Annotated in this window: 18 protein-coding genes and 1 pseudogene; 9 read left to right on the top strand and 10 right to left on the bottom strand. The window is 45.4% G+C overall.

Translation table 11 applies throughout. From position 1 onward, the window contains the following. Positions 1–160: 160 nt before the first annotated feature. The 5 genes and pseudogenes from H0R92_RS11505 to H0R92_RS11485 all read left to right on the top strand — a co-directional run. Positions 161–490, top strand: a pseudogene (locus H0R92_RS11505) (DNA-binding domain-containing protein); the annotation flags it as partial. Positions 491–670: 180 nt separating this feature from the next. Continuing rightward, positions 671–1,036 carry a DUF4469 domain-containing protein gene (locus H0R92_RS11500; RefSeq protein ID WP_432964870.1) on the top strand — a complete coding sequence of 122 codons (366 nt, stop codon included), beginning with the start codon at positions 671–673 and terminating at the stop codon, positions 1,034–1,036. A 470-nt stretch (positions 1,037–1,506) separates the two neighbouring features. Then, positions 1,507–3,390, top strand: a complete 1,884-nt coding sequence (locus H0R92_RS11495) for a leucine-rich repeat domain-containing protein (RefSeq protein WP_432964864.1) — start codon at positions 1,507–1,509, stop codon at positions 3,388–3,390. 261 nt (positions 3,391–3,651) lie between these two features. Further along, positions 3,652–4,512, top strand: a complete 861-nt coding sequence (locus tag H0R92_RS11490) for an Rpn family recombination-promoting nuclease/putative transposase (RefSeq protein WP_432964861.1) — start codon at positions 3,652–3,654, stop codon at positions 4,510–4,512. Positions 4,513–4,589: 77 nt separating this feature from the next. Further along, positions 4,590–4,847, top strand: coding sequence for a hypothetical protein (locus tag H0R92_RS11485; protein ID WP_432964858.1), 258 nt, complete (start codon positions 4,590–4,592; stop codon positions 4,845–4,847). 310 nt (positions 4,848–5,157) lie between these two features. On the opposite strand, the gene H0R92_RS11480 is transcribed toward H0R92_RS11485, so the two are convergent. The 8 genes from H0R92_RS11480 to pyrB all read right to left on the bottom strand — a co-directional run bounded on the left by H0R92_RS11480 (position 5,158) and on the right by pyrB (position 12,154). Further along, entirely contained in the window at positions 5,158–5,721 is a 564-nt protein-coding gene (locus H0R92_RS11480) for a YqiA/YcfP family alpha/beta fold hydrolase (protein ID WP_432964855.1), read from the bottom strand. Between the two features lie 62 nt (positions 5,722–5,783). Then, positions 5,784–6,437 carry an orotate phosphoribosyltransferase gene (gene pyrE, locus H0R92_RS11475; protein WP_432964853.1) on the bottom strand — a complete coding sequence of 218 codons (654 nt, stop codon included), beginning with the start codon at positions 6,435–6,437 and terminating at the stop codon, positions 5,784–5,786. 59 nt (positions 6,438–6,496) lie between these two features. Then, positions 6,497–7,756: a dihydroorotase gene (locus H0R92_RS11470; protein WP_432964850.1), complete on the bottom strand. Its 1,260-nt coding sequence runs from the start codon at positions 7,754–7,756 to the stop codon at positions 6,497–6,499. A gap of 31 nt (positions 7,757–7,787) precedes the next feature. After that, complete coding sequence (gene pyrF / locus H0R92_RS11465; RefSeq protein ID WP_432964848.1) at positions 7,788–8,558, bottom strand: orotidine-5'-phosphate decarboxylase; 771 nt, start codon at positions 8,556–8,558, stop codon at positions 7,788–7,790. Between the two features lie 9 nt (positions 8,559–8,567). Beyond that, entirely contained in the window at positions 8,568–9,554 is a 987-nt protein-coding gene (locus tag H0R92_RS11460) for a dihydroorotate dehydrogenase (protein WP_432964845.1), read from the bottom strand. 142 nt (positions 9,555–9,696) lie between these two features. Further along, complete coding sequence (locus tag H0R92_RS11455; protein WP_432964842.1) at positions 9,697–10,728, bottom strand: hypothetical protein; 1,032 nt, start codon at positions 10,726–10,728, stop codon at positions 9,697–9,699. 30 nt (positions 10,729–10,758) lie between these two features. Then, positions 10,759–11,214, bottom strand: a complete 456-nt coding sequence (locus H0R92_RS11450) for an aspartate carbamoyltransferase regulatory subunit (protein WP_428770138.1) — start codon at positions 11,212–11,214, stop codon at positions 10,759–10,761. 1 nt (position 11,215) lies between these two features. Then, a complete protein-coding gene (gene pyrB / locus H0R92_RS11445) occupies positions 11,216–12,154 on the bottom strand; it encodes an aspartate carbamoyltransferase (RefSeq protein WP_432964839.1) in 939 nt (312 codons plus the stop codon). Between the two features lie 270 nt (positions 12,155–12,424). Here pyrB and H0R92_RS11440 point away from each other — a divergent pair, with 270 nt between their 5' ends. Genes H0R92_RS11440 through H0R92_RS11425 form a run of 4 tightly spaced genes read left to right on the top strand, consistent with a single transcriptional unit; the run spans position 12,425 to position 16,815 of the window. Then, a complete protein-coding gene (locus H0R92_RS11440; RefSeq protein WP_432964836.1) occupies positions 12,425–15,244 on the top strand; it encodes an insulinase family protein in 2,820 nt (939 codons plus the stop codon). A 43-nt stretch (positions 15,245–15,287) separates the two neighbouring features. Further along, on the top strand, positions 15,288–15,644 hold the full coding sequence (locus H0R92_RS11435) for a DRTGG domain-containing protein (RefSeq protein ID WP_432964833.1): 357 nt from the start codon (positions 15,288–15,290) through the stop codon (positions 15,642–15,644). A 2-nt stretch (positions 15,645–15,646) separates the two neighbouring features. Next, the gene (locus tag H0R92_RS11430; protein ID WP_432964830.1) at positions 15,647–16,060 is read left to right on the top strand and encodes an ATP-binding protein; all 414 of its coding nucleotides are present in this window, start codon (positions 15,647–15,649) and stop codon (positions 16,058–16,060) included. Further along, on the top strand, positions 16,057–16,815 hold the full coding sequence (locus H0R92_RS11425) for a 5-formyltetrahydrofolate cyclo-ligase (protein WP_432964827.1): 759 nt from the start codon (positions 16,057–16,059) through the stop codon (positions 16,813–16,815). The genes H0R92_RS11430 and H0R92_RS11425 overlap by 4 nt, the downstream gene beginning before the upstream one ends. Positions 16,816–16,845: 30 nt before the next feature. Here H0R92_RS11425 and H0R92_RS11420 read toward each other — a convergent pair whose 3' ends face one another. After that, positions 16,846–18,537 (bottom strand): 2-isopropylmalate synthase, encoded by a 1,692-nt coding sequence (locus H0R92_RS11420; protein ID WP_432964824.1) that lies wholly within the window; start codon positions 18,535–18,537, stop codon positions 16,846–16,848. Between the two features lie 221 nt (positions 18,538–18,758). Beyond that, positions 18,759–19,637, bottom strand: a complete 879-nt coding sequence (locus H0R92_RS11415; RefSeq protein ID WP_432964822.1) for a hypothetical protein — start codon at positions 19,635–19,637, stop codon at positions 18,759–18,761. Between the last annotated feature and the right edge of the window lie 121 nt (positions 19,638–19,758).

The following is a 19,758-nucleotide window of genomic DNA, read 5'->3' as shown; positions in this document are numbered from 1 at the left end:
ACACTTAAAGGTAACATTGAACATACAGTTTTAGCTGTATGTTCGGGATTCCAAAGGGCAGAGTCCTTTGGCAGTGCGGGAGAGAGAGGGGGTTCTAGGGGGAGAGAGAACCCTGCCCTGAACGGGGTGCTCTCTCCCCCTAATACTTAGGAGGTATGTTATGGCAAAAAAGAAATCCGTTTGGGAAGTCTATCTTCGTCCCAACACCTTAACCAAAGAAAACGACCGCGACTGTATTGCGGACGTTCATGCTCACGCCGCAACTCAGCGTAACGAGGACATTGCGGAAATCATCACAAAGGAGAGAAGCGAGTTCCGAAAAGAAACCATCATCAACATCCTCAACATGCGCGACAAGGCGGTTAAAGACCTTATCCAAGAGGGCATAAGTTTTATGGACGGCTTGGTGCAAATAAGCCCGCGCGTGTCGGGGGTATGGGCTACCGAAAACGCCCCCTACGACGAAAAGGTGCACAAGCGCACGGTTGAAGCTCACGGCTTACATAGCGCCGCTCGCTTCAACGTCGAGTTTCGCGACAAGCGCGAAACATCGCATAAAAATAGCTTTAGGTTCGCAATTCTGAAGAATTGCTCACACTTAAAGATAATATCGAACATACAGCTGTCAGCTGCATAGGCCGGATTCCAAAGGCCGGCGAGGCCTTTGGCTGTGCGGGAAAGTGAGAGGGGGCGAGGGGAGAGAGGAAACCCTGCCCGGAACGGGGTGTCCTCTCTCCCCTTAAACGACGGCACCTTAACAATAGGTGATGACATCATCATCGAGGGCAACAAGCTTAAAATCGACGAAACCGACGCGGCACAAGGCGTCTTTTTCCGCCTTGCGGACGGCACGGAGCACAAAGTAACCCGCCGCCTCTCGGTCAACCAGCCGAGTCAAATTATCGCCCGCGTACCCGCTGCGGTTCCTGCGGGAAAGGTTACGGTAGTAATACGGACAAAGTTTGCAGGAAGCGGCAAACCCTTAAAAGAAATACGGGAAATAGTTTATAAGCTTACCTGCACGGCAAAAGCTTAATGCGCTCGGATCAGGGGTACCCATCCGAACGGATCGGGGGTGCCCATCCGAACGGATCGGGGGTACCCATCCGAGCGGATCGGGGGTACACATCCGAGCGGATCGGGGGTGCCCATCCGAACGGGAGGCATAAAATCGGACATCGTGTCCGGGTGCAAGCGTGCGGCTCACATAGCGCCGCCCGTTTGCACGTCGAGTTTGTTTCAAAACCGCACGTCCTGTGCGGTTTTGAACTCCGGTTTTGAGCATAGCTCAAAACTGATTATTTATGGCTGTTCCGGCATCCATGCCGGGACTATGAAGGGGAGAGAATACAGCGGCATTAGATGAAACAGGCGGTGAGGCATGGGCACCGCGCAAAAAATCTGCACAAGCGAAGCGCTGAAGCCTTTTTGCGTGTGCCCAATGCCTCGATACTATTCATCTTTATGAACGCCGTACTCTCTCCCCCTAATACTTAGGAGGTTGCTATGAAAACGAGTAACAACAGAAAAACACACGCCTTTAAGGGAGCCGCGGCGCTCATCACAGCCGCACTTTTAGCACTGCTCTTTACCGCCTGCCCCAACGCCGCAGGAGGCGGAACGGGCGGGAACACGGGAGGAGGCTCGTCCGACGGCGGAAGCACAATTACCCCCGACGCGGCTGTTCTTACCCTGGACCCTGCCAACAAAACGATAGAAATCACGGTAAAAACCTCGGACGGGAGCGCCGTAACGGTGGAGGGTGCGGACAAAACAAGCGTAAACAGCGGCGAAAAAACCGTGCTTACCGCAGCGGGGGACACAATCACCTTAAAAAGCGATAAAATTGTGCATCTTAACTGCGGAGGCAACAAGCTTACCGCCCTTGACGTACGGGGGCTTTCCTCCTTGCAGGAACTCGCCTGCTTGGGCAACCAATTAACCGCGCTTAATGTGGACAATGTAACCGAGCTGAAATATCTGAACTGCGCCATAAATAAACTGGATGCCGCAGCCCTTACCGCCGTATTAAACGGCTTACCCGCGCGGGCGGAAAGCGACCATGCAGAATGCACACTTTTCAGCGAATTCCCGGAACTTAACTGCAAAAACTACAAATTTGAAGCCCCTATTCCCAAAGCTTTGGAAGCAGCCTTTAAAAAAGCCCGCGACGAAAAACACTGGACGCTCCAAAAATACAACAGTGCGGCTCTCACTAAAGAAATTGTACTGCCGGGCGACCCCGGCACGGCAAGTCTTACCGTAGACCCTGCCAAAAAAACAATAAAAGTTACGGTAACAACCTCCGACGGAAGCACGATATACGTGGAGGGTGCGAACAAAACAAGCATAACAAGCGGTGTAGAAACCACACTTACCGCAACGGGAAACACAATCACCTTAAAAAGCGGTAAAATTACGAAGCTTGACTGCCGGGATAACAAGCTTACCGCCCTTGACGTACGGGGGCTTTACCACTTGCAAAAGCTGGACTGCTACGGCAACCAATTAACCGCGCTTAAGGTGGACAATTTAACCAAGCTGAAAACTCTATTCTGTCACAAAAACAAACTGGATGCCGCCGCCCTTACCGCCGTATTAAACGGCTTACCCGCACGGGCGGAAAGCGACCATGCAGAATGCGCACTTTTTAGCGAAAGGCCGGTCGATAACGACGAAAACTACCAATTTGATGAAGAACCTGTTCCCGAAGCCTTGGAAGCAGCCTTTAAAAAAGCCCGCGACGAAAAACACTGGCGCCCCCTAAAACTCTACTATACTAACATCTTTTCAGATTTTGTACTGCCGGGAGAAGCGGAGTACGGCACGGCGGTTCTTACCGTAGACCCTGCCAATAAAAAGATAAAAGTTACGGTAACAACCTCCGACGGAAGCAAGGTAGACGTGTTGGGCGCGGACAAAACAAGCATAAAAAGCGGCAAAGAAACCGAGCTTACCGCGGCGGGGAAAAGAATCATCTTAAAAAACGCCCAAATTACGGAGCTTATCTGCCGGGATAACAAGCTTACCGCCCTTGACGTACGGGGACTTTACCACTTGCAAAAGCTGGACTGCTACGGCAACCAATTAACCGCGCTTGATTCGGTAAAAAAGACACCCAAGCTGAAAACTCTATACTGTCACAAAAACAAACTGAATGCCGCCGCCCTTACCGCCGTATTAAACGGCTTACCCGAAAGACAGGCAAGCGACAGCGCAATATGCATACTTTTCAGCGAAGACCCGGGCGATAACGAGCAAAACTACCAATTTGACGGCACAATTCCCGCAGATTTAAGAGCAGCCTTTGAAAGTGCCCGGGACGAAAGAAACTGGAGCCTCCAAAAATACACCGGTTCGAACATGAGTGAAGAATTTGAGCTGCCGTAAAAGAGATTAAGAATGTACCTCCTGAGTACATTCTTAATCAACGAGTTTGAGGCTTTGCCTCAAACATCGCAGGGTGTGGAACCGCCGCGCGTCCTGCGCGGTTTTGAATTTGACTTTTGGGCGGTGCGACACCGCCCAAAACGTCGGGGATATAAAGCTTTTCCGAACGTCCTGTTCGGGATACAAAATAAATTCATAGTTTTTTTCGGAAAAAGTCTGTTTTTTTTCATATCAAACCTAATAATATATATGGAGGTTGGTATGAAAAAAGCTACACACAAGCGAACGTATAAGGACTCCGTGTTTGCCGACTTTTTCGGGGCGGACAAGTCGGCAAAATCAAACTTTATCAGTTTATACAACGCATTGCACGGAACACAGCTGCCGCTTGACTGTGAGCTGCGTCACATCAGACTGGAACAAATCCTGTATATGAACTTTTATAACGATGTTTCCTTCCTTATAGACAATAAAATTATTGTACTTGCAGAACATCAATCGACCGTCAACTTGAATATGCCGTTCCGTTTTTTGGAGTATGTAGTCCGCTTGTATGAGCAGATACAAAATCCGCGCGATAAGTATTTGCGCCGTTTGGTTAAAATTCCTACTCCCGAATTCTATGTCTTTTACAACGGAGAAGAAGATTTCCCGGAATATAAAACACTAAAACTTTCCGACGCTTTTATGACGGCCGGTTCACAGCCGAACCTTGAACTCATTGTCGAAGTGGTGAATATCAATCAGGATAAAGCACATACAATTCTTGCACAGTGCAAACCGCTTGCCCAGTACAGTTTATTTGTAGAGACAGTAAGAAAACATCTTAAGCTTGACAGGGAAAAAGGCTTTGAAAAAGCTGTACAGGAATGTATAAATAATGATATACTAAGGGAGTACTTGGAGCGCAAATCGCGGGAGGTAATGAATATGTTATTGGCAGAATATGATTACGCAACCGATATAGCGGTTCAAAGAGAAGAAGAACGCGAAATAGCCTTAGAAGAAGGTGCCCGGCAAAAAGCTTTGGAAACGGCAGCTGTAATGAAGTCGATGAATTACCCTTTGGATGATATTCACAAAATCACCGGGCTTTCCGAGGCGGAAATAGAAAAACTATAAAATCTTATGAAGGCCTGTTAAACACAATCTTTTGCTTTTGACTTTTATGGGAAAAACATGAAGAATAGAGAGAAAAAATGAATACACCTGATAATCAAAAACCTGAAGACAAACTTCAAAAAATCAATGTTCCTTTGTACATTAAATATTTAAGTGTAATTTATATAATAACAAGTATTGTTGCCGGTATTTTTTCTTTTTTAGCCGATATTGTACAAGGAGAAATAAGCATACGGCATATAGCATATATTCCGAATATTCTGGGAAATGTTGTCACAGGTTTTCTTTTTTGGGGCATAGGACAAGTATTTTCAAAATTCATGGAAAAAAAATAAATGAAATTTCAGCATTATTTACGAGGAATAAAAACATTTTACTTATTCTCAATAATTCTTACAATTATAGCACTCACCGTTTTTTTGTTCGGACTTCCCGCCGCTTTTCGAATATACAATAACTCAAGCCTCCCGTATTCAAAATCGTTGCTGTTGATTTGCTTTATAAGAGATACAATGGGAAAATGTGAATACTCATTAAAGATTTTGATTAGCAGTTTGATAATCTTTTTCACAGCCCGAAATTTTTCAACCGTATACGGCAATATAAAAAAACGGTTCAAATAAGAGCTTCAAAAATAACTAAGGCCTAAGCCGACGGTGTATTTAAAGCAAAGGGTAAAAATTCGGCAGCCCGCTTGAATCCTTGTGCTAAATCTTCCGCCTCGGGTTTATGTCCTCCGTTGATATATGTGCAGTTATTTCCGAAAGTTCTTTTAAAAAGTTCATAAAAAGAAAACAGGGTGTCGTTTTTTGCAAAAATGCCGTAAGAGGCGGCTTTTTCTTCGGCACCGATTCTCTCAAAGGCTTCTTCGGTTAAGCGGCGGAATATATCGAGGACTTTTCCGTCGGCCTCGTCGGTTAAAGAAGGAAGAATATCGGCGGGAGCAAAACAGGGATTGATATAAATTTTCATCGGTCCCGTTCGGGCTGCAAGGGTATAAAACCCGCCGAGCGAATGACCTATGACAAGCTTGATATCCTCATCTTTTATAATCGAATTGATTTGTAAGACGGCTTGTTCCGGATTCAATGAAGGAAAAGACGGAATAATCGGCTCTACACCGTATCCGCTCATCAGACTTTTAACAATGTGCCCCGTATGCGAGTTTTTATCGGAATTAAGACCGTGAATATAAAGCGCCCTATTCATATCGGTAAAAACTATATCATTACGTCTTGTAAAAAACAAGGGTATATGAGCCTCCGCCGCTCCTACATACCCCAGTGTTCCGGATCCTTATTCCACTTGAGGGCGGTTTCGGCTTCCTGCGGGCTCAGGTAGTTTTCTTTTTGCAGCAAACCTATCAACACCGAAAAATCGGACAGGGATTCAAACGGACAGTTTTCTTCGGCAAAATTCCGTGAAGCCTGATCGAACTGATATGAAAAAATCGCCTTTAATTCAACCGCCGCTGCTCCTTCGTCGCGCAATGAGCGTACCGCCTGAATACTGCTTTTTCCGGTCGATATAAGGTCTTCGATTAAGATAACCCGTTTTCCTTTTATATCGGCGCCTTCAATCATGCTCTTTGTTCCGTGATCCTTTGCCGCAGAACGTACATAGGCAAGGGGCATGTTCATATCGGAAGCGATAAACGAAGCCCAGGGAAGCCCCGCCGTCGCAACCCCTCCAATTACATCGCTTTCGCAGCCGGCTATAAGCCGGACAAAACAGGACACGATGAGGCTGCGCTGCTCGGGAAAGCCGAGAATACGGCGGTTGTCGCAATAGATGGGACTTTTTATGCCCGAAGCAAAGGTAAAGGGGTGCGCAACATCGATTTTTACCGCCTTTGTTTCAAACAGGGCGCGGGCCGCCGCAAGCTTTATATCATCCCTCGAAAGCTCTTTTTGAATATTGTTCATATTACATTCTCCTTATGTATAAGATTTTCTTACTATTGATTGCCGTAAGCGGCCTTGTTTCAGCCGTCTATTTTAAACCGGCCGTTTTCATAGACGATTTTTCCGCCGACAATCGTCAGTATATTTTTTCCCGTAAAGCGCCAGCCTTCATAGGGCGACCACTTGCATTTCGATTCAAGGTCGTCGGCTGTCAACGTCCACTCTTTATGGGGGTCTACGGCAATAATATCGGCATCGAAGCCGGGAAGGAGCTTCCCTTTTTTCGATAAGTTCATAATCGCTGCGGGATTTTCGCACATCAGTTTTTGAATGGTGTTCATATCGATTAAGCCCCGATGTACCGCAGTAAGCATAAGAGCAAGGGAGGTTTCAACACCCGGTATGCCGAAACAAAGCTTGCTTAATTTTTCTTCGGCGGTATGCGGGGCGTGGTCGGTACCGATTGTATCGACAAAGCCGTCTTTTACCGCCTGCATTAAAAAATCCGCATCGCTTTGACTTTTAAGTTCGGGCTTCATGCGTAAAAGCATATCACGGCGCTGACTTTCAGAGCGCAGATTTTCGGTTAAAAATAAATGGTGGGGCGTAACTTCGGCATAGACGGGATGATTTTTATTATTCAGTTCGGGATTTTGCTTTGCCTTTATAACCGCTTCCATTTCCCGCTTTGAAGAAATATGGCAAATGTACAATCCCCTTCCGTAACGCGCGTTTAATTCAACCGCCGTATCTATCATTTCGTTTTCCGCATGCACAAAGATTAAACCGCCCGCTTTAAAAACGCGCTTTAAAAGTTCTCTGTCGCGGATAAGCATAAGGCCGGTGCTTTCGTTTAAAAATACCTTTGTGCCGACAGCCGCGCCGCTTTGTATAACGTTTCGGATTTCTTCAACGTTATCCTCGTTTGACGCTCCGAAATGAAAGCCGCAGTTCACAATTGAGCGCTCGCGGGCTTTTTGCATTTTTTCTTTCAAAGCCGCTTCGGTTACCGTAGGAGGCACGGTGTTGGGCATATCGAAAAAAAAGCTTATGCCGCCCTTGGCACATGCTCGCGATCCGGTATAAAAATCTTCTTTATGCGTGAGGCCGGGATCCCTCATGTGCGTGTGTAAATCGATGATACCCGGCATAAGGATTTTTCCTTCCAAGTCGATTTCCCTAGCACCCGCAAAAAATGAAGTACCCCCGGCCGCAAATCGAGAAGTGTTTCCGGCCGCTTTACATCCGACGGAAGGACGTACATCCTGAATGATTCCCTTGTCGATAAAGACATCCGTTTTTTCGCCCGATACATTTCGGGCATTTTTTAATACAAGCATACCCTTAGCCCTAATAAGTACATCCTTGGCTTCAATTTTTCGCGACGGTTTCCGTGCTGCCGGTTTCCGTACCGACGGCGGCGCATATTTCATCGAGGATAAGGCGTACCGTTTGTTCCGGATTTTCGCTTTGTGTAATCGGGCGGCCGACTACCAGATAATCGGCTCCGGCTTTGACGGCCTCGTAGGGTGTCATAACCCGCGACTGGTCTTCTTTTCGCGCGCTGTCGAATTTGTGCACCTCTGCGGGCCGCACTCCGGGGCACACCGTTACAAAATCTTTTCCGAAGCGTTTTTTTACCGCCGCCGCTTCATGTGCCGAGCAGACAATTCCGTGAAGCCCCGAACGCTTGACCGCCGCCGCCATAGCTTCCACCGTTTGTGCCGTATTAAAATGTTCCCCGTAAAAGCCTTTCATATCGCCGTCGCATAAATTCGTCAGCACGGTAACGCCTATGCACAGACTTTTCGACGCGCGCTCTTTGAGCATGAGGGAAACGGCTTCCATCGTTTTTTCGCCGTTTGCGCAATGAATGTTAAACATAAACACGTTTTGCTCGGCGGCAAAAAGGCAGGCTTGTACAACGGTGTTTGTAATATCGTGAAACTTTAAATCCAAAAACACCTTTTTATTGTGTGCGTGCAATCGTTCCACAATAGAACCCCTTGTGCGCAAAAAGATTTCCAAACCCACTTTGTAGACGGACACAAGGGAGCCGAGCTTTTTAACCAAGACCTCGGCTTCGTCCGCATTATCGTAATCGAGGGCGACAATCAATTTTTCCCGAATTGTATCTTCCATATATTTCTCCTATTTTTGTATTTCGGACAAACTCTTATCAAAGGCTGCGGTTTTCCCCAAACGTTTTCTATACGCTTCCCCTCCGTCCGGATGGGCGCCTCCGACCAAATCCGCTATGCGGCATGTATGCGCGGCGCAATACTCTTCCAAGCCTTGTTTTACTTCGGTAAAGACAAGGGGGTTTTTAAAAAGAGCGCACCCGACCGCCACAGCCGAAGCTCCCGCTAAAATGAATTCGATTGCATCGCGGGCATTTTGTATGCCGCCCATACCGATAATCGGAAGCGAGGTAATCTGTGCGCTTTGATAAATCATCCTGAGCGCTACGGGTTTTACCGCAGGGCCGGAAAGACCTCCGAACACATTGCCCAAAAGCGGCCTCTTTTTTTCTATATCGATTGCCATTCCGGAAATAGTATTGATTAAGGAAAGGGCGTCCGCCCCTTCGGTTTCGGCGATTTTTGCAAAGGCGCATATATCGGTAACGTTGGGCGAAAGTTTTACAATAAGCGGTTTGGCCGAAGCTTTGCGCACGGCCGAAACGACACGCGCAGTCTGCACGGGGTCGGTGCCGAAAGCCATACCGCCCTCCTTTACGTTCGGGCATGAAATATTCAATTCAAGGGCGGCTATATCGGCATTGTCCGAAAGCCGTTCGGCAACAAGGGCGTATTCTTCAACGGTTTTTCCGTTGATATTCGCAATAAGAGGACCCCTCACCGATTTTCGCACTTCGGGTACAATCACTTGTATAAAGTTTTCCAAGCCGACATTTTCCAAGCCGACACAGTTAAGCATGCCCGAAGGAGTTTCCGCAATGCGAACCCCCGCATTTCCTTCGCGCGCTTCGGGCGTTATCCCCTTTAACACAACCGCACCGAGAAGGTTCGGGTCGAAGATGTCGGCATACTCGGTTCCGTAGCCGAAACAGCCGCTTGCACTCATCAGAGGATTGCTTAAACGCATTCCGGCTATAGTAACTTCAAGTGTATTCATCCTATATCCTTAAAATTGAACAATTGAGGAAATGGCAATTTCCGAAAATTGTTCAAATACGCCGTTTTGCAACGAATGTGAAAAACGGCAGTAAATAACTTGAGTTTTGCTACCCATCTTTTTCGCAATAAATGGGCAAAACTCAAATTAAAGCAAGCGGCGATATTTCAGACGCTTGCTTTAATCCATCCTTAAAATTAAACAGTTTTGCGTCAAAGACGGGCCCGTCGGCGCACACCTTTTTCATCCCCCCGCAGGTTTTAACCGAACAGCCCATACAAGCGGCGGAACCGCATGCCATTCTGCGCTCAAGGGAGATTTGACAGGGAATACCGTACTCATTGGAAAAAGCCGCCAGCTTTTCGAGCATGGGATTGGGCCCGCATGCATAAAGCATGGACACTGCCGGCTCTGCCGTACTCGGCGGTTTGTCCGCCGGCGCCGAAATCAATCCCGCGGTTTTAAGATACTCTGCAAGAATATCGGGAACAAAGCCTTTTTTTCCCGCACTGCCGTCGTCCGTACAGAGTATAAGTTCAACTTCGGCGGGAAGGCGGAAAAAATCAATCAGCTCTTTTATACTTTCGTCTTTGCCGCCCGCAATAAAAAGAATGCGGGAGTTCGGATTGCGCTTAAGAATTTCGCGTACCGCAAGGTTTAAAGGCGCAAGTCCTATACCGCCTCCCGCGACAATAAAGAGGGGCGCTTGCTTCGGATCGGCAATCTGAGGCTCTGAAAGCGCAACTGCCCCGGATGTTCCGAAAGCCGGAACGTCATCCGATATCGGGGATACTGCCGAAGGAATATCAAAGCCCCGCCCCAATGGTCCGTGAAGATACAGACTGTCTCCGGCCGCGTACAGGGAAAGCTCCCTCGTTCCTTCTCCCATAGGCCGGTACAAAAAGCCGGTTTCTCCCGTTTGTGCATCAAAGGAATAAAGACTTAAAGGACGCGGCAGCATACGCGAAGAATCGTTCAGCGAAAGCATATAAAAACAGCCCGCACTCGGCAAAGGTCTTGTGTTCGCCGCCGCTTCTATCGGTCCTGTCAATTCGGCCCTTCCCGACTGTTCCGCTTCCGGCACAACCGTAATGCAATAACATCCGCCGCCTGCATAGAGATTCGAGAGAACCCGAACTTTTTCAAAATTCCGCCTTGTACAATCCCGTATCATGTCCGCTCCGTTCAAATGATATCCGTTTGTTCAATTTATATTCAGTTTTATATCGCCGGCCTTTGTAACGCGCTCGCAGTAAAAACACTTGTAACAGTCTTCGCCGTGAGAGCGTACCTTTGTAAAACGCGAGGGAATAACTTCCGCATTCGAAATACATTTTAAGTTTTCGCAGTGTATAAGATCTTCAATTTCATCGGGAAGGTCAAGGGCAATTTTTTTTACAACCTTGGAATCCTGTATAATATTTATCGTTGCATGAGGAGCGAGAAGGGAAACCGTCGCCGTCTCTTCGGGAGAAAGGGTTTTGTTTGCAATTTTAATCAATCCCTTTTTATGCAAAAGTTTGCTTTTAAGATTTACCGCAACCGTTACCACGTCTTCGTAGTTTTTTAATTTAAGCAGTTTAACTACCGCAAAGGTGCGCTCCGAAGGGATGTGGTCTATAACAACCCCGTTTTCCAATGCCGTTATTTGTAATTCCATATTATTTATCCCCCGTTTGTACTTCTTCGAGCGAAAGCGTCATCATTGCCTGGCGGACGGGAATACCGTTTCGCGCCTGTTCAAAATAGCGTGCATAGCGCGTAGTATCCAAGTCCGTTGCGATTTCATCGACCCGCGGCAGCGGATGCATAATAATCATATCGTTTTTGCATTTTCCTTCTATGTTGTCCCGATTGATAACGTACACGCCCTTAACCTTTTCGTAATCTTCCGGGTCGGGAAAGCGCTCTTTTTGAATGCGCGTCATGTAAAACACGTCGACGGCACTCAAGCAATCGGCAAAATGCTCGCACACGTGATATTTGATACCCGCATCGTCCAAGTCGTCAAGCAGGTAATCGGGCATTGCAAGCAGGCGCGGCGAAATAAAATAAATCGTCGGATTAAAATGCTTGAGCGCCTTTACCAAAGAATGAACCGTGCGCCCGTATTTTAAATCGCCCGCAAAGGCGACGTGCAGATTTTCCAAAGTGCCCTTTTCTTTTTGAATTGTGTATAAATCCAAAAGCGTTTGACTCGGGTGCTGGTTCGAACCGTCGCCCCCGTTTAACACCGGCTTGTGCGACACCGAAGCTGCAAGACGCGCAGCCCCGTCCATCGGATGCCGTATCACAATCATATCCGAATACGATTCTATCATTTTAATCGTATCCGAAAACGACTCGCCCTTTTTTACCGATGAATGATCGGCATCGAAATAGAGAATGTTCGCACCGAGCCGCATAGCCGCCGTTTCAAACGACAGCTTTGTGCGCGTACTCGGCTCGTAAAACATCGTCGCAACGATTTTCCCGCTCATAAGCAAAAGCTTATCCCTGTCCGGCATTTTTTCGATGCGTGCCGCCTTTTCCAAAATAAACAGGATTTCTTCGGCGCTTAAATCATTCATCGAAATGATATCCTTTTTTCCGTTTATCATAAAACCTCCCCGAATAAAAAAAAGGATACCGTTTTCAAAAAAAAACGGTATCCTTACAAATTACGGTATCGTAACCGGATAATATATGCGCCGCACAGCGCCATTTAAAAACGGCAAGCGCGTGTTCACATAACGAGCCTCTTTTTTTCTCCGTTTGTATCCGCATACACACCCTTATAATTTCAAATTGACGGATTATAACATAAAAAAAAGCAAAGTGTCAACAGATTATGTATTCAGATTAAACAATAAATATGATATACTGTTTTTATGTCCGGAAAATCGATTTTATTGACACTTTGTATACTCGGCTTTTTTTTCAGTGCCGTATTTTTGACTGCGCAAACGGATTCGGAAAAAAACGATAATCCGTTACCCGAAGGTTTTTACGCATATAAATTGGAAAACGGTCTTGAACTGTACGTGCAGGAAGATTTTACCTTGCCCGCGCTGAGGATTGAATACGTCAGCAAAGCGGGAACGGCAAAACAGCAAAAAGACAATGCGGGTTTTTTTCGTTTATACAGCAGGCTTTTTTGGCAAAACGAGGTTTCCGCTTTTCAATCTTATATTAAAGCGGGGGCCGGCGATTTTACGGCCGAATGCACTTCATCGCAATCGAGATACGGTTTCAGCCTGCCTGTGCAAAGTTTTGAAAAAGTTTTTTCATTATTTGCCGCATCATTAAAGCATCAAATCTTTTCGGATACGGTACTGCAAAATGAATTCGGAATTTTAAAAACCGAAACGGCAGCATGGGCATCAAGCGCCGGAGGATTTATAAACAGTACGGTCGACAGTTTGGTTTTTTCCCAAGCACCTTGGAAAAAAGATTCGGGGGTGTATCCGGCCCTCTTTGCAAAAATGACAATTGAAGAAGTGCGGCAAAAACTGTCGCATATAGCAAAAAACTGGTATGTTCCGAATCAAAGCGCTTTATTTATCAGCGGACCTCTCGATGCCCAAAAGATTCTTTATACGGTAAAACATGAATTGTCCGATTGGGAATATTCTTTTTATGTACCGCAGGATACGCAGCGGGAAGCGGGAAGCGCACAGAATCGACAAAACCGTTTTGTACTGGTGTCGAAAGATTTTTCACCCGATTTTAATCAAGTGCTTATTCAATATACCGCTCCGGGGCTCGGAGCAGACAGCGTTTTTTCCGCTGCCGCATGGACTGCGGCCGAGATTTTACAATCAAAATGGGGCTTACACGATTTTAGAGAAAAAGACATTTCTTTTAGCGCAGACGGGGCGGACAGCCGCATCAGCATTCAAGCTTTATTTGCCGCAGGTTTAAACGTAAAAAAAGACAATCCGGCCGATGCATTGGAAAATCTTTTAAAAGAAATAAACGCTGCCGTACAAAACATTACAAAAAAAGACTTGGAAGATGCAAAAAAACGTGCCCGGCTTTTGCGTTCCCAAGCTTTTAGAGGACCGGAAAGCTTTATTCAAGCTTTAAGCGCACATTGGGCCTATGGGGGTACCGAATATTTTTTTACATGGCCGCAAAGGGTACAAGATGTTTCCGTACAGCAAGTAAAAAATGTATTTACATCACCGTGGATTTTTGTTTTTGTTCATCCCAATCAATACAAAGTGTACGAAAAACAGTTTACAAAAGCACATTGGAAAACCTTTACGCCTAAAAAAAATGCCGCCGTTCAAACCGAAAAAACCGCGGCAAAAGACAACGGTGCCATTCAAACAAAACCTTTGGAAAAACATACCGAATATACTAAAAATCTTATAAAACGTTTTACCCTTTCGTCGGGTATTGAAGTACATATGCAGCAATTGCCGAATACGGATTGGACTTCCTGCATTTTAAATATACGGGGCGGCGAATTAAAACACGGTTTTTCAAAAAAAGGACTTGAAAGCATCGCCTTGCTGAATCTTGCCGAACGGGTTAAGCTCAAGCTGGCGGAACTGTATATGCACACAAGCGGCTTTTATCCGCCCGACATAAAAACGGCAGTTGAACTTTTTTCCGGCCGTATTGTTTTTACCTGTATGTCTGAGGACATTGCAAAACTTTTACACGCGCTTTCAGCGGCAGTACAAAACACCGATGTAAGCCCGGCGCAAGCGGACGAATTATATTTTGCGGAAGCTTTTAAAAGGCGCAATGCCGACTCTTCGTTAGACAACCAACTGTATTCGGCGGCGATGGAAACCTTTTTCGGCAGTACGGATGCCGCTCCTTTTTTCAATTCGAATGCACAGCTTTTACCGGCGGTTACGTATGAAGAAATACGCAATGCATGCCTTTCTTTGTATAATCCGGAAGATTTTTCCCTCATCTTTTGCGGCAATATTCCGCAAAACATAAGCGAAATAAGCGAACGCTGTTTCGGTAAAAGCGCTTTAGCCGCTCCCCTGCCGAATCTTGAAAAACCGGTACATACCAAAGATTCTTTTATCCCCGCTTTTACCGAAGGCGAACGGACGGTACGGCTGCACCGCTTGTTTTTAACGGATGTATCCGCCGAAGCGGCAGGAGAACGCCCCGCAAAGCTTATACCGACAACGGACTTTTCGGATCCCGCTCAATTATATTTTAAAAGCCCCGAATTCGGTACAAAAGAAGAAGTTATTTTTGCAGCTTTAATCCATGAAATTGCCGAAAGGCTTACGGAAGATTTTCAAGCGCAAAAAAACGCACCTGCAGCGGCCGCTGCGGCAAAAACGGACTTTGAACCTTTTTTTCTTGCATCGCTTAATTTTATAAAAGTCAAAAATAAAATCCGGGTGCAAAAAGCATTTGAAAACTGTATAACCGAACTTGCATCGGATTTACGAAAAAACTCACACAAAAAATCCGATACGGATTGTACGCTTTTGTGCGAAGACATAAAAAGCCGATATACGGGAACGCTTTCGCGTTCTTTTACAAACCTCGAATCACGTGCAAACCTTATGCGTCAAGGTTTGGAATATACCGGCAATACATCTTTTTATACGGAACGCTTACTTTTTCTTAACAATGCGAACCAAAAAGATTTTTTTACCGTTTTTGAAGCATACATAGAAAAAGCGCCTCTTTTTTGGATTTTTTCCGCCGACACCAAAAAAAAGTAAATAAAAAAGTTGCGTCCCCTTATATTCTGTGCTAAGATAAAGCATGAATATAACTTCAATTGCAAAGATATTGGACGCTGAAATCCTGTGTAAGGCGGAAAACATGGATTTGGAAGTTTTTTCGGCATGCGGGTCCGATTTGATGAGCGATGTAATGGCCTTTGTCAAAGAACAAGTACTTTTATTAACCGGACTTATTAACATTCAAGTTATCAGAACCGCAAACTTGATGGATATAGGCTGTATTTGTTTTGTACGGGGAAAAAAACCTACGCAAGAAATGATAACAATGGCGGAAGAACAAAATATTATTTTACTCTCGACAAAACTGCCGCTTTTTATTGCCTGCGGAAAACTGTACAATGCCGGACTGACCGGAGGCGGTGTACGAAACATATAAGCATGAAATACCATTTTGATATTTCTGCCGAAAATCCGGAAGCGGCAGGCAGTGCTTCTTCGGAAATAAAAAAAACTTTAAAATCCTTACATATACATGCGGATGCCGTCCGCCGTGCATCCATTGCCATGTATGAAGCCGAAATGAATATGGTTGTTCACGGCGGGGGCGGAACGGCAGATGTCGAAATCACCGATACTGAAATTATCATTATTATGGAAGATCAGGGGCCGGGAATACCCGACATAGATGCGGCAATGGAAGAAGGATTTTCCACAGCTTCGCCGGATTACCTTGAAATGGGTTACGGAGCCGGAATGGGACTTTCAAACATAAAAAAGAATACCGACTTTATGCATATCGACTCTGCAGCCGGTAAAGGAACAAAATTGATTTTGCGGATTAACTACAAATGACAGTATGCGAACAAAAAGCTTCTTTGCGCCGGCTGATGAAAAAACGCATGCTCGAACAAAAAGCACCGAATCTTTCTCCGTTTTTTTTGGAATCCTTGCGGGATTTTGCTCCGTACCGCAATGCCGCATCCGTTTTATTGTACGCATCTTTGCCGCATGAAGCGTGTACAGACGATTTTATAAAACTGTGCCTTGCCGACAATAAAATAACGGCAATACCCAAAATATGCACGGAACAAAAAGCAAAACAGCCGGTGCGGCAAATACCACAGCCGAAAACAAAAAATACCTTTATGGATTTTTTTATACTTTCACCCTCGATTCCCTTGGAAGCGCAAACAACGCCGGGTGTTTTCGGCATACGGGAACCCTCCGATTTATGTATACGCTTTAACCCCGAAAAGGCGGCCCTTCCCTTATTGGTGTGCGTTCCCGGTCTTGCGTTCGGCGAAGACGGGACTCGGCTCGGACGCGGCGGCGGCTATTACGATACGTATTGTGCATACCTAAAGTCTTTGGCGGGCGGACTTTTAACGGACGGATTCGCCCCTTCGGCCGTCAAGCGGCCTGCGGAAATCGGTAAAAAAAACACGGATAAAACGATTTTCGAACCCGAATGCCGGGGTCAAAAAATCGTCTATGCCGGGCTGTGCCGCAATTTTCAAATCCTCCGCACCGTTCCCTCGGAAAGCCACGATTTGCGGGTTGATTATCTTTTTTGCGAACAAGGAATTCGAGCGGCACAAGCTTTATAAACGGCTTCATGCCGCCGCCGGAACGGAATGCTACAATTCAAGCTGATTGACGGCACTTACCAAAGCATAAATACCGGCTTCTCCTATATGGGGACTGCGTCCGCAGCCCCAACAATTCGTACCGTTTTCGAATTCGAGTTCGATATACGCAATCGCATCGGTACCCGAACCCGTTCCAAGCGCATGTTCATGAAAGGATTTTACAGTGAATCGGGGTACGGGTGTCGCTTTCAAAGCGGATGTAAAAGCGTCGAGAGGGCCGTTTCCTTTTGCCTCCAAAGAAAAGGATTGATTTTTCCAGCATATCTGCGCCCGACATGTAAGCGTTTCGTTATTTTGTCCGGTTGTGCCGTTTTGTCCGTCAGATCTGGTTTCGGAAAAACGAAGCAACGAAAGCGGCTGCGTTTTTTGTAACCAGCGCTTTGCAAACAAACCGAATATTTCTTGGGGCGACAATTCTCTTTGCAGCTTATCCGCTTCTTCGGTAATAAAGGCTCCCAAGCAGGGATGCATTGCTTTGGGAACGGAAATGCCGTAATGCTGTTCCAGTATCCACGCAGCACCGCCTTTACCGCTTTGACTGTTAACGCGGATAATTTCTTCATATTCCCTTCCTACATCGTGGGGATCTATGGGCAAGTAGGGAATATCCCACAGGGGTTCGATATCCCCGTCAAAGCGGGCTTTTTGCCGTGCATTCAAACCCTTTCTGATTGCATCCTGATGAGAACCGCTGAATGCGGTAAAAACAAGTTCACCGGCATAAGGGTGACGCGGGGGAACCGACATTCCCGTAAACCGCCGATATGCCTGCGATACCGCGCTGATATTTGAAAAATCAAGCTTCGGATCTACTCCCTGTACATACATATTAAGGGCCAAGGTAACAATATCAACATTGCCGGTACGTTCTCCGTTTCCGAAAAGGGTTCCTTCCACCCTTTCGGCACCGGCCATAAGCGCAAGCTCGGCAGACGCAACGGCACACCCTCTGTCATTATGATTATGAACGCTTACAATAACCGATTCTCTGTCGCTTATATGCGTACAAAAGTATTCGACTTGATCCGCAAAGATATTAGCAGTAGCGCATTCAACCGTAGTCGGTAAATTAAAAATCATCTTAGCACAGGATGTTTTTCTCCATTCATCTTTTACCGCTTCGCAAATCTCAAGGGCAAAATCAATTTCGGTGTTCGAAAAACTTTCGGGAGAATATTCGAGAATTATTTCACTTTCGGAAACAAGCTGCCGGTACGTTTGCACACGCTGTACTCCCTCAACGGCAATACGGATAATATCTTTTTTTTCCAAATTAAACGTATATTTACGTTGTGCCGGAGAGGTCGAATTATATATATGAAAAACGGCTTTTTTTACCCCTTTAAGACATTCAAAGGTTTTTTCAATAAGATGATCGCGGGCTTGACACAAAACTTGCACGGTTACGTCGTCGGGAATACGGTTTTCTTCAATAAGGCGGCGCAAAAAACGGTATTCGGTATCGGAAGCACTGGGAAACCCGACTTCAATTTCTTTAAAGCCGGTTTTTACCAATAAATCAAAAAAATCCAACTTTTGTTCGATATTCATCGGAACAGGCAAAGCCTGATTACCGTCGCGCAAATCTACCGATACCCATGCGGGTGCTTTTGTAATAAGGGTATCGGGCCACGAGCGATTTTGTATCGGTATCGTTCCGAATGGGGCATACTTTGCCATACATCCTCCTTAATAAAACGTTTACGGGTATAAAAAAAGCCTGCCGCCGAAAGGCAGCAGGCTGATAATACCGCATGTATAATAACTACACAGTATCCGCGCCGTTTCGGCATTTTGAGAAAAATTCGTATAGAAGCAACTGCATACTGATAGTCATAAGAAAAACGTATCAAAAAAAAAGCATGATGTCAAGCGGGGATTGCACGTATTTATTCGCCTTTTTATGTGAGGCAGCCGGAAACCTTAGTTTTGTCGGCAAGCTCCCGTATATAACGTAAAGCTTGATATACTTGATGCTGTTTCATGTTAAGTACCCGTGCAATTTCTTTGTTTGTCGGACGTACAAAACAAGCGTGACTGTACATGCGCAGTCCCTTATACCAGCTTTGTTTATAATGCATATGACGTTTTGTAACATAGTCAAAAAGGACAGAGTCGGGAGGCAGTGACATAAGCTGTAAAAAACAACGATTTTTTAGCATATAGCTGTTATTTAATCTGTATTGAATTTCTTCCGAATATTTTATCCTTTTTTGAATGGATTTTTCCAACTCGGATTTATAATGCAAAATTTCGTCTTCGGTATAACCGGTCATTTTTGCCAAACGGTGAATTTGACTTTCATTTAAATAATAACATGCTTTAAGGGCCAAAATCAACATATGTTTCGGCTTCAAACCCTGTTTTTTCCCTTCTTTTTTATTTACCGGAAAAGTATAAGAATCGTATTGTTCGTCGCTATATGCACTGTCTTCAAGTACGTCGGAGCCTGTCATGTTTTTTTCACTCAAATAATACATAATTGAAGATTCGTGAGCTTTTTTTCGGTACAAATCCCTGTACTCCGACTTTAACAAATTAAGAATAATGGTAACTATGTATGTCGAAAAAAACGCCTTTGTACTGGAATAATTCGCAATATATCTGGGCATTTTTTCCAACAGCCGTACAATAATATCGCTTTTTAGATCGGGATCGATATGAGCTAAGCCGAAAAGGGCCGGTTCGTTATAAATATAGGCGATTATCCGTTTAACGCCTTCTTTTAAAGATATTTCTTTACGAAAAATCTGTGCGTAAATTTCATTAATATTTTGCACCTTATCCTCCTTCACAAAAGTCTATGATTTTGTAAGCAGGTATTGTGCCAAATATAAAAAAAACGCTAAAAAAACGTTATCTTGTTATATTATAGCAAAATATAAAAATACCGGTTCAAAA

The sequence above is a fragment of the Treponema sp. OMZ 840 genome (assembly GCF_050937815.1).
GTDB lineage: Bacteria > Spirochaetota > Spirochaetia > Treponematales > Treponemataceae > Treponema_C.
This window is presented reverse-complemented; position numbering and strand designations above follow the sequence as displayed.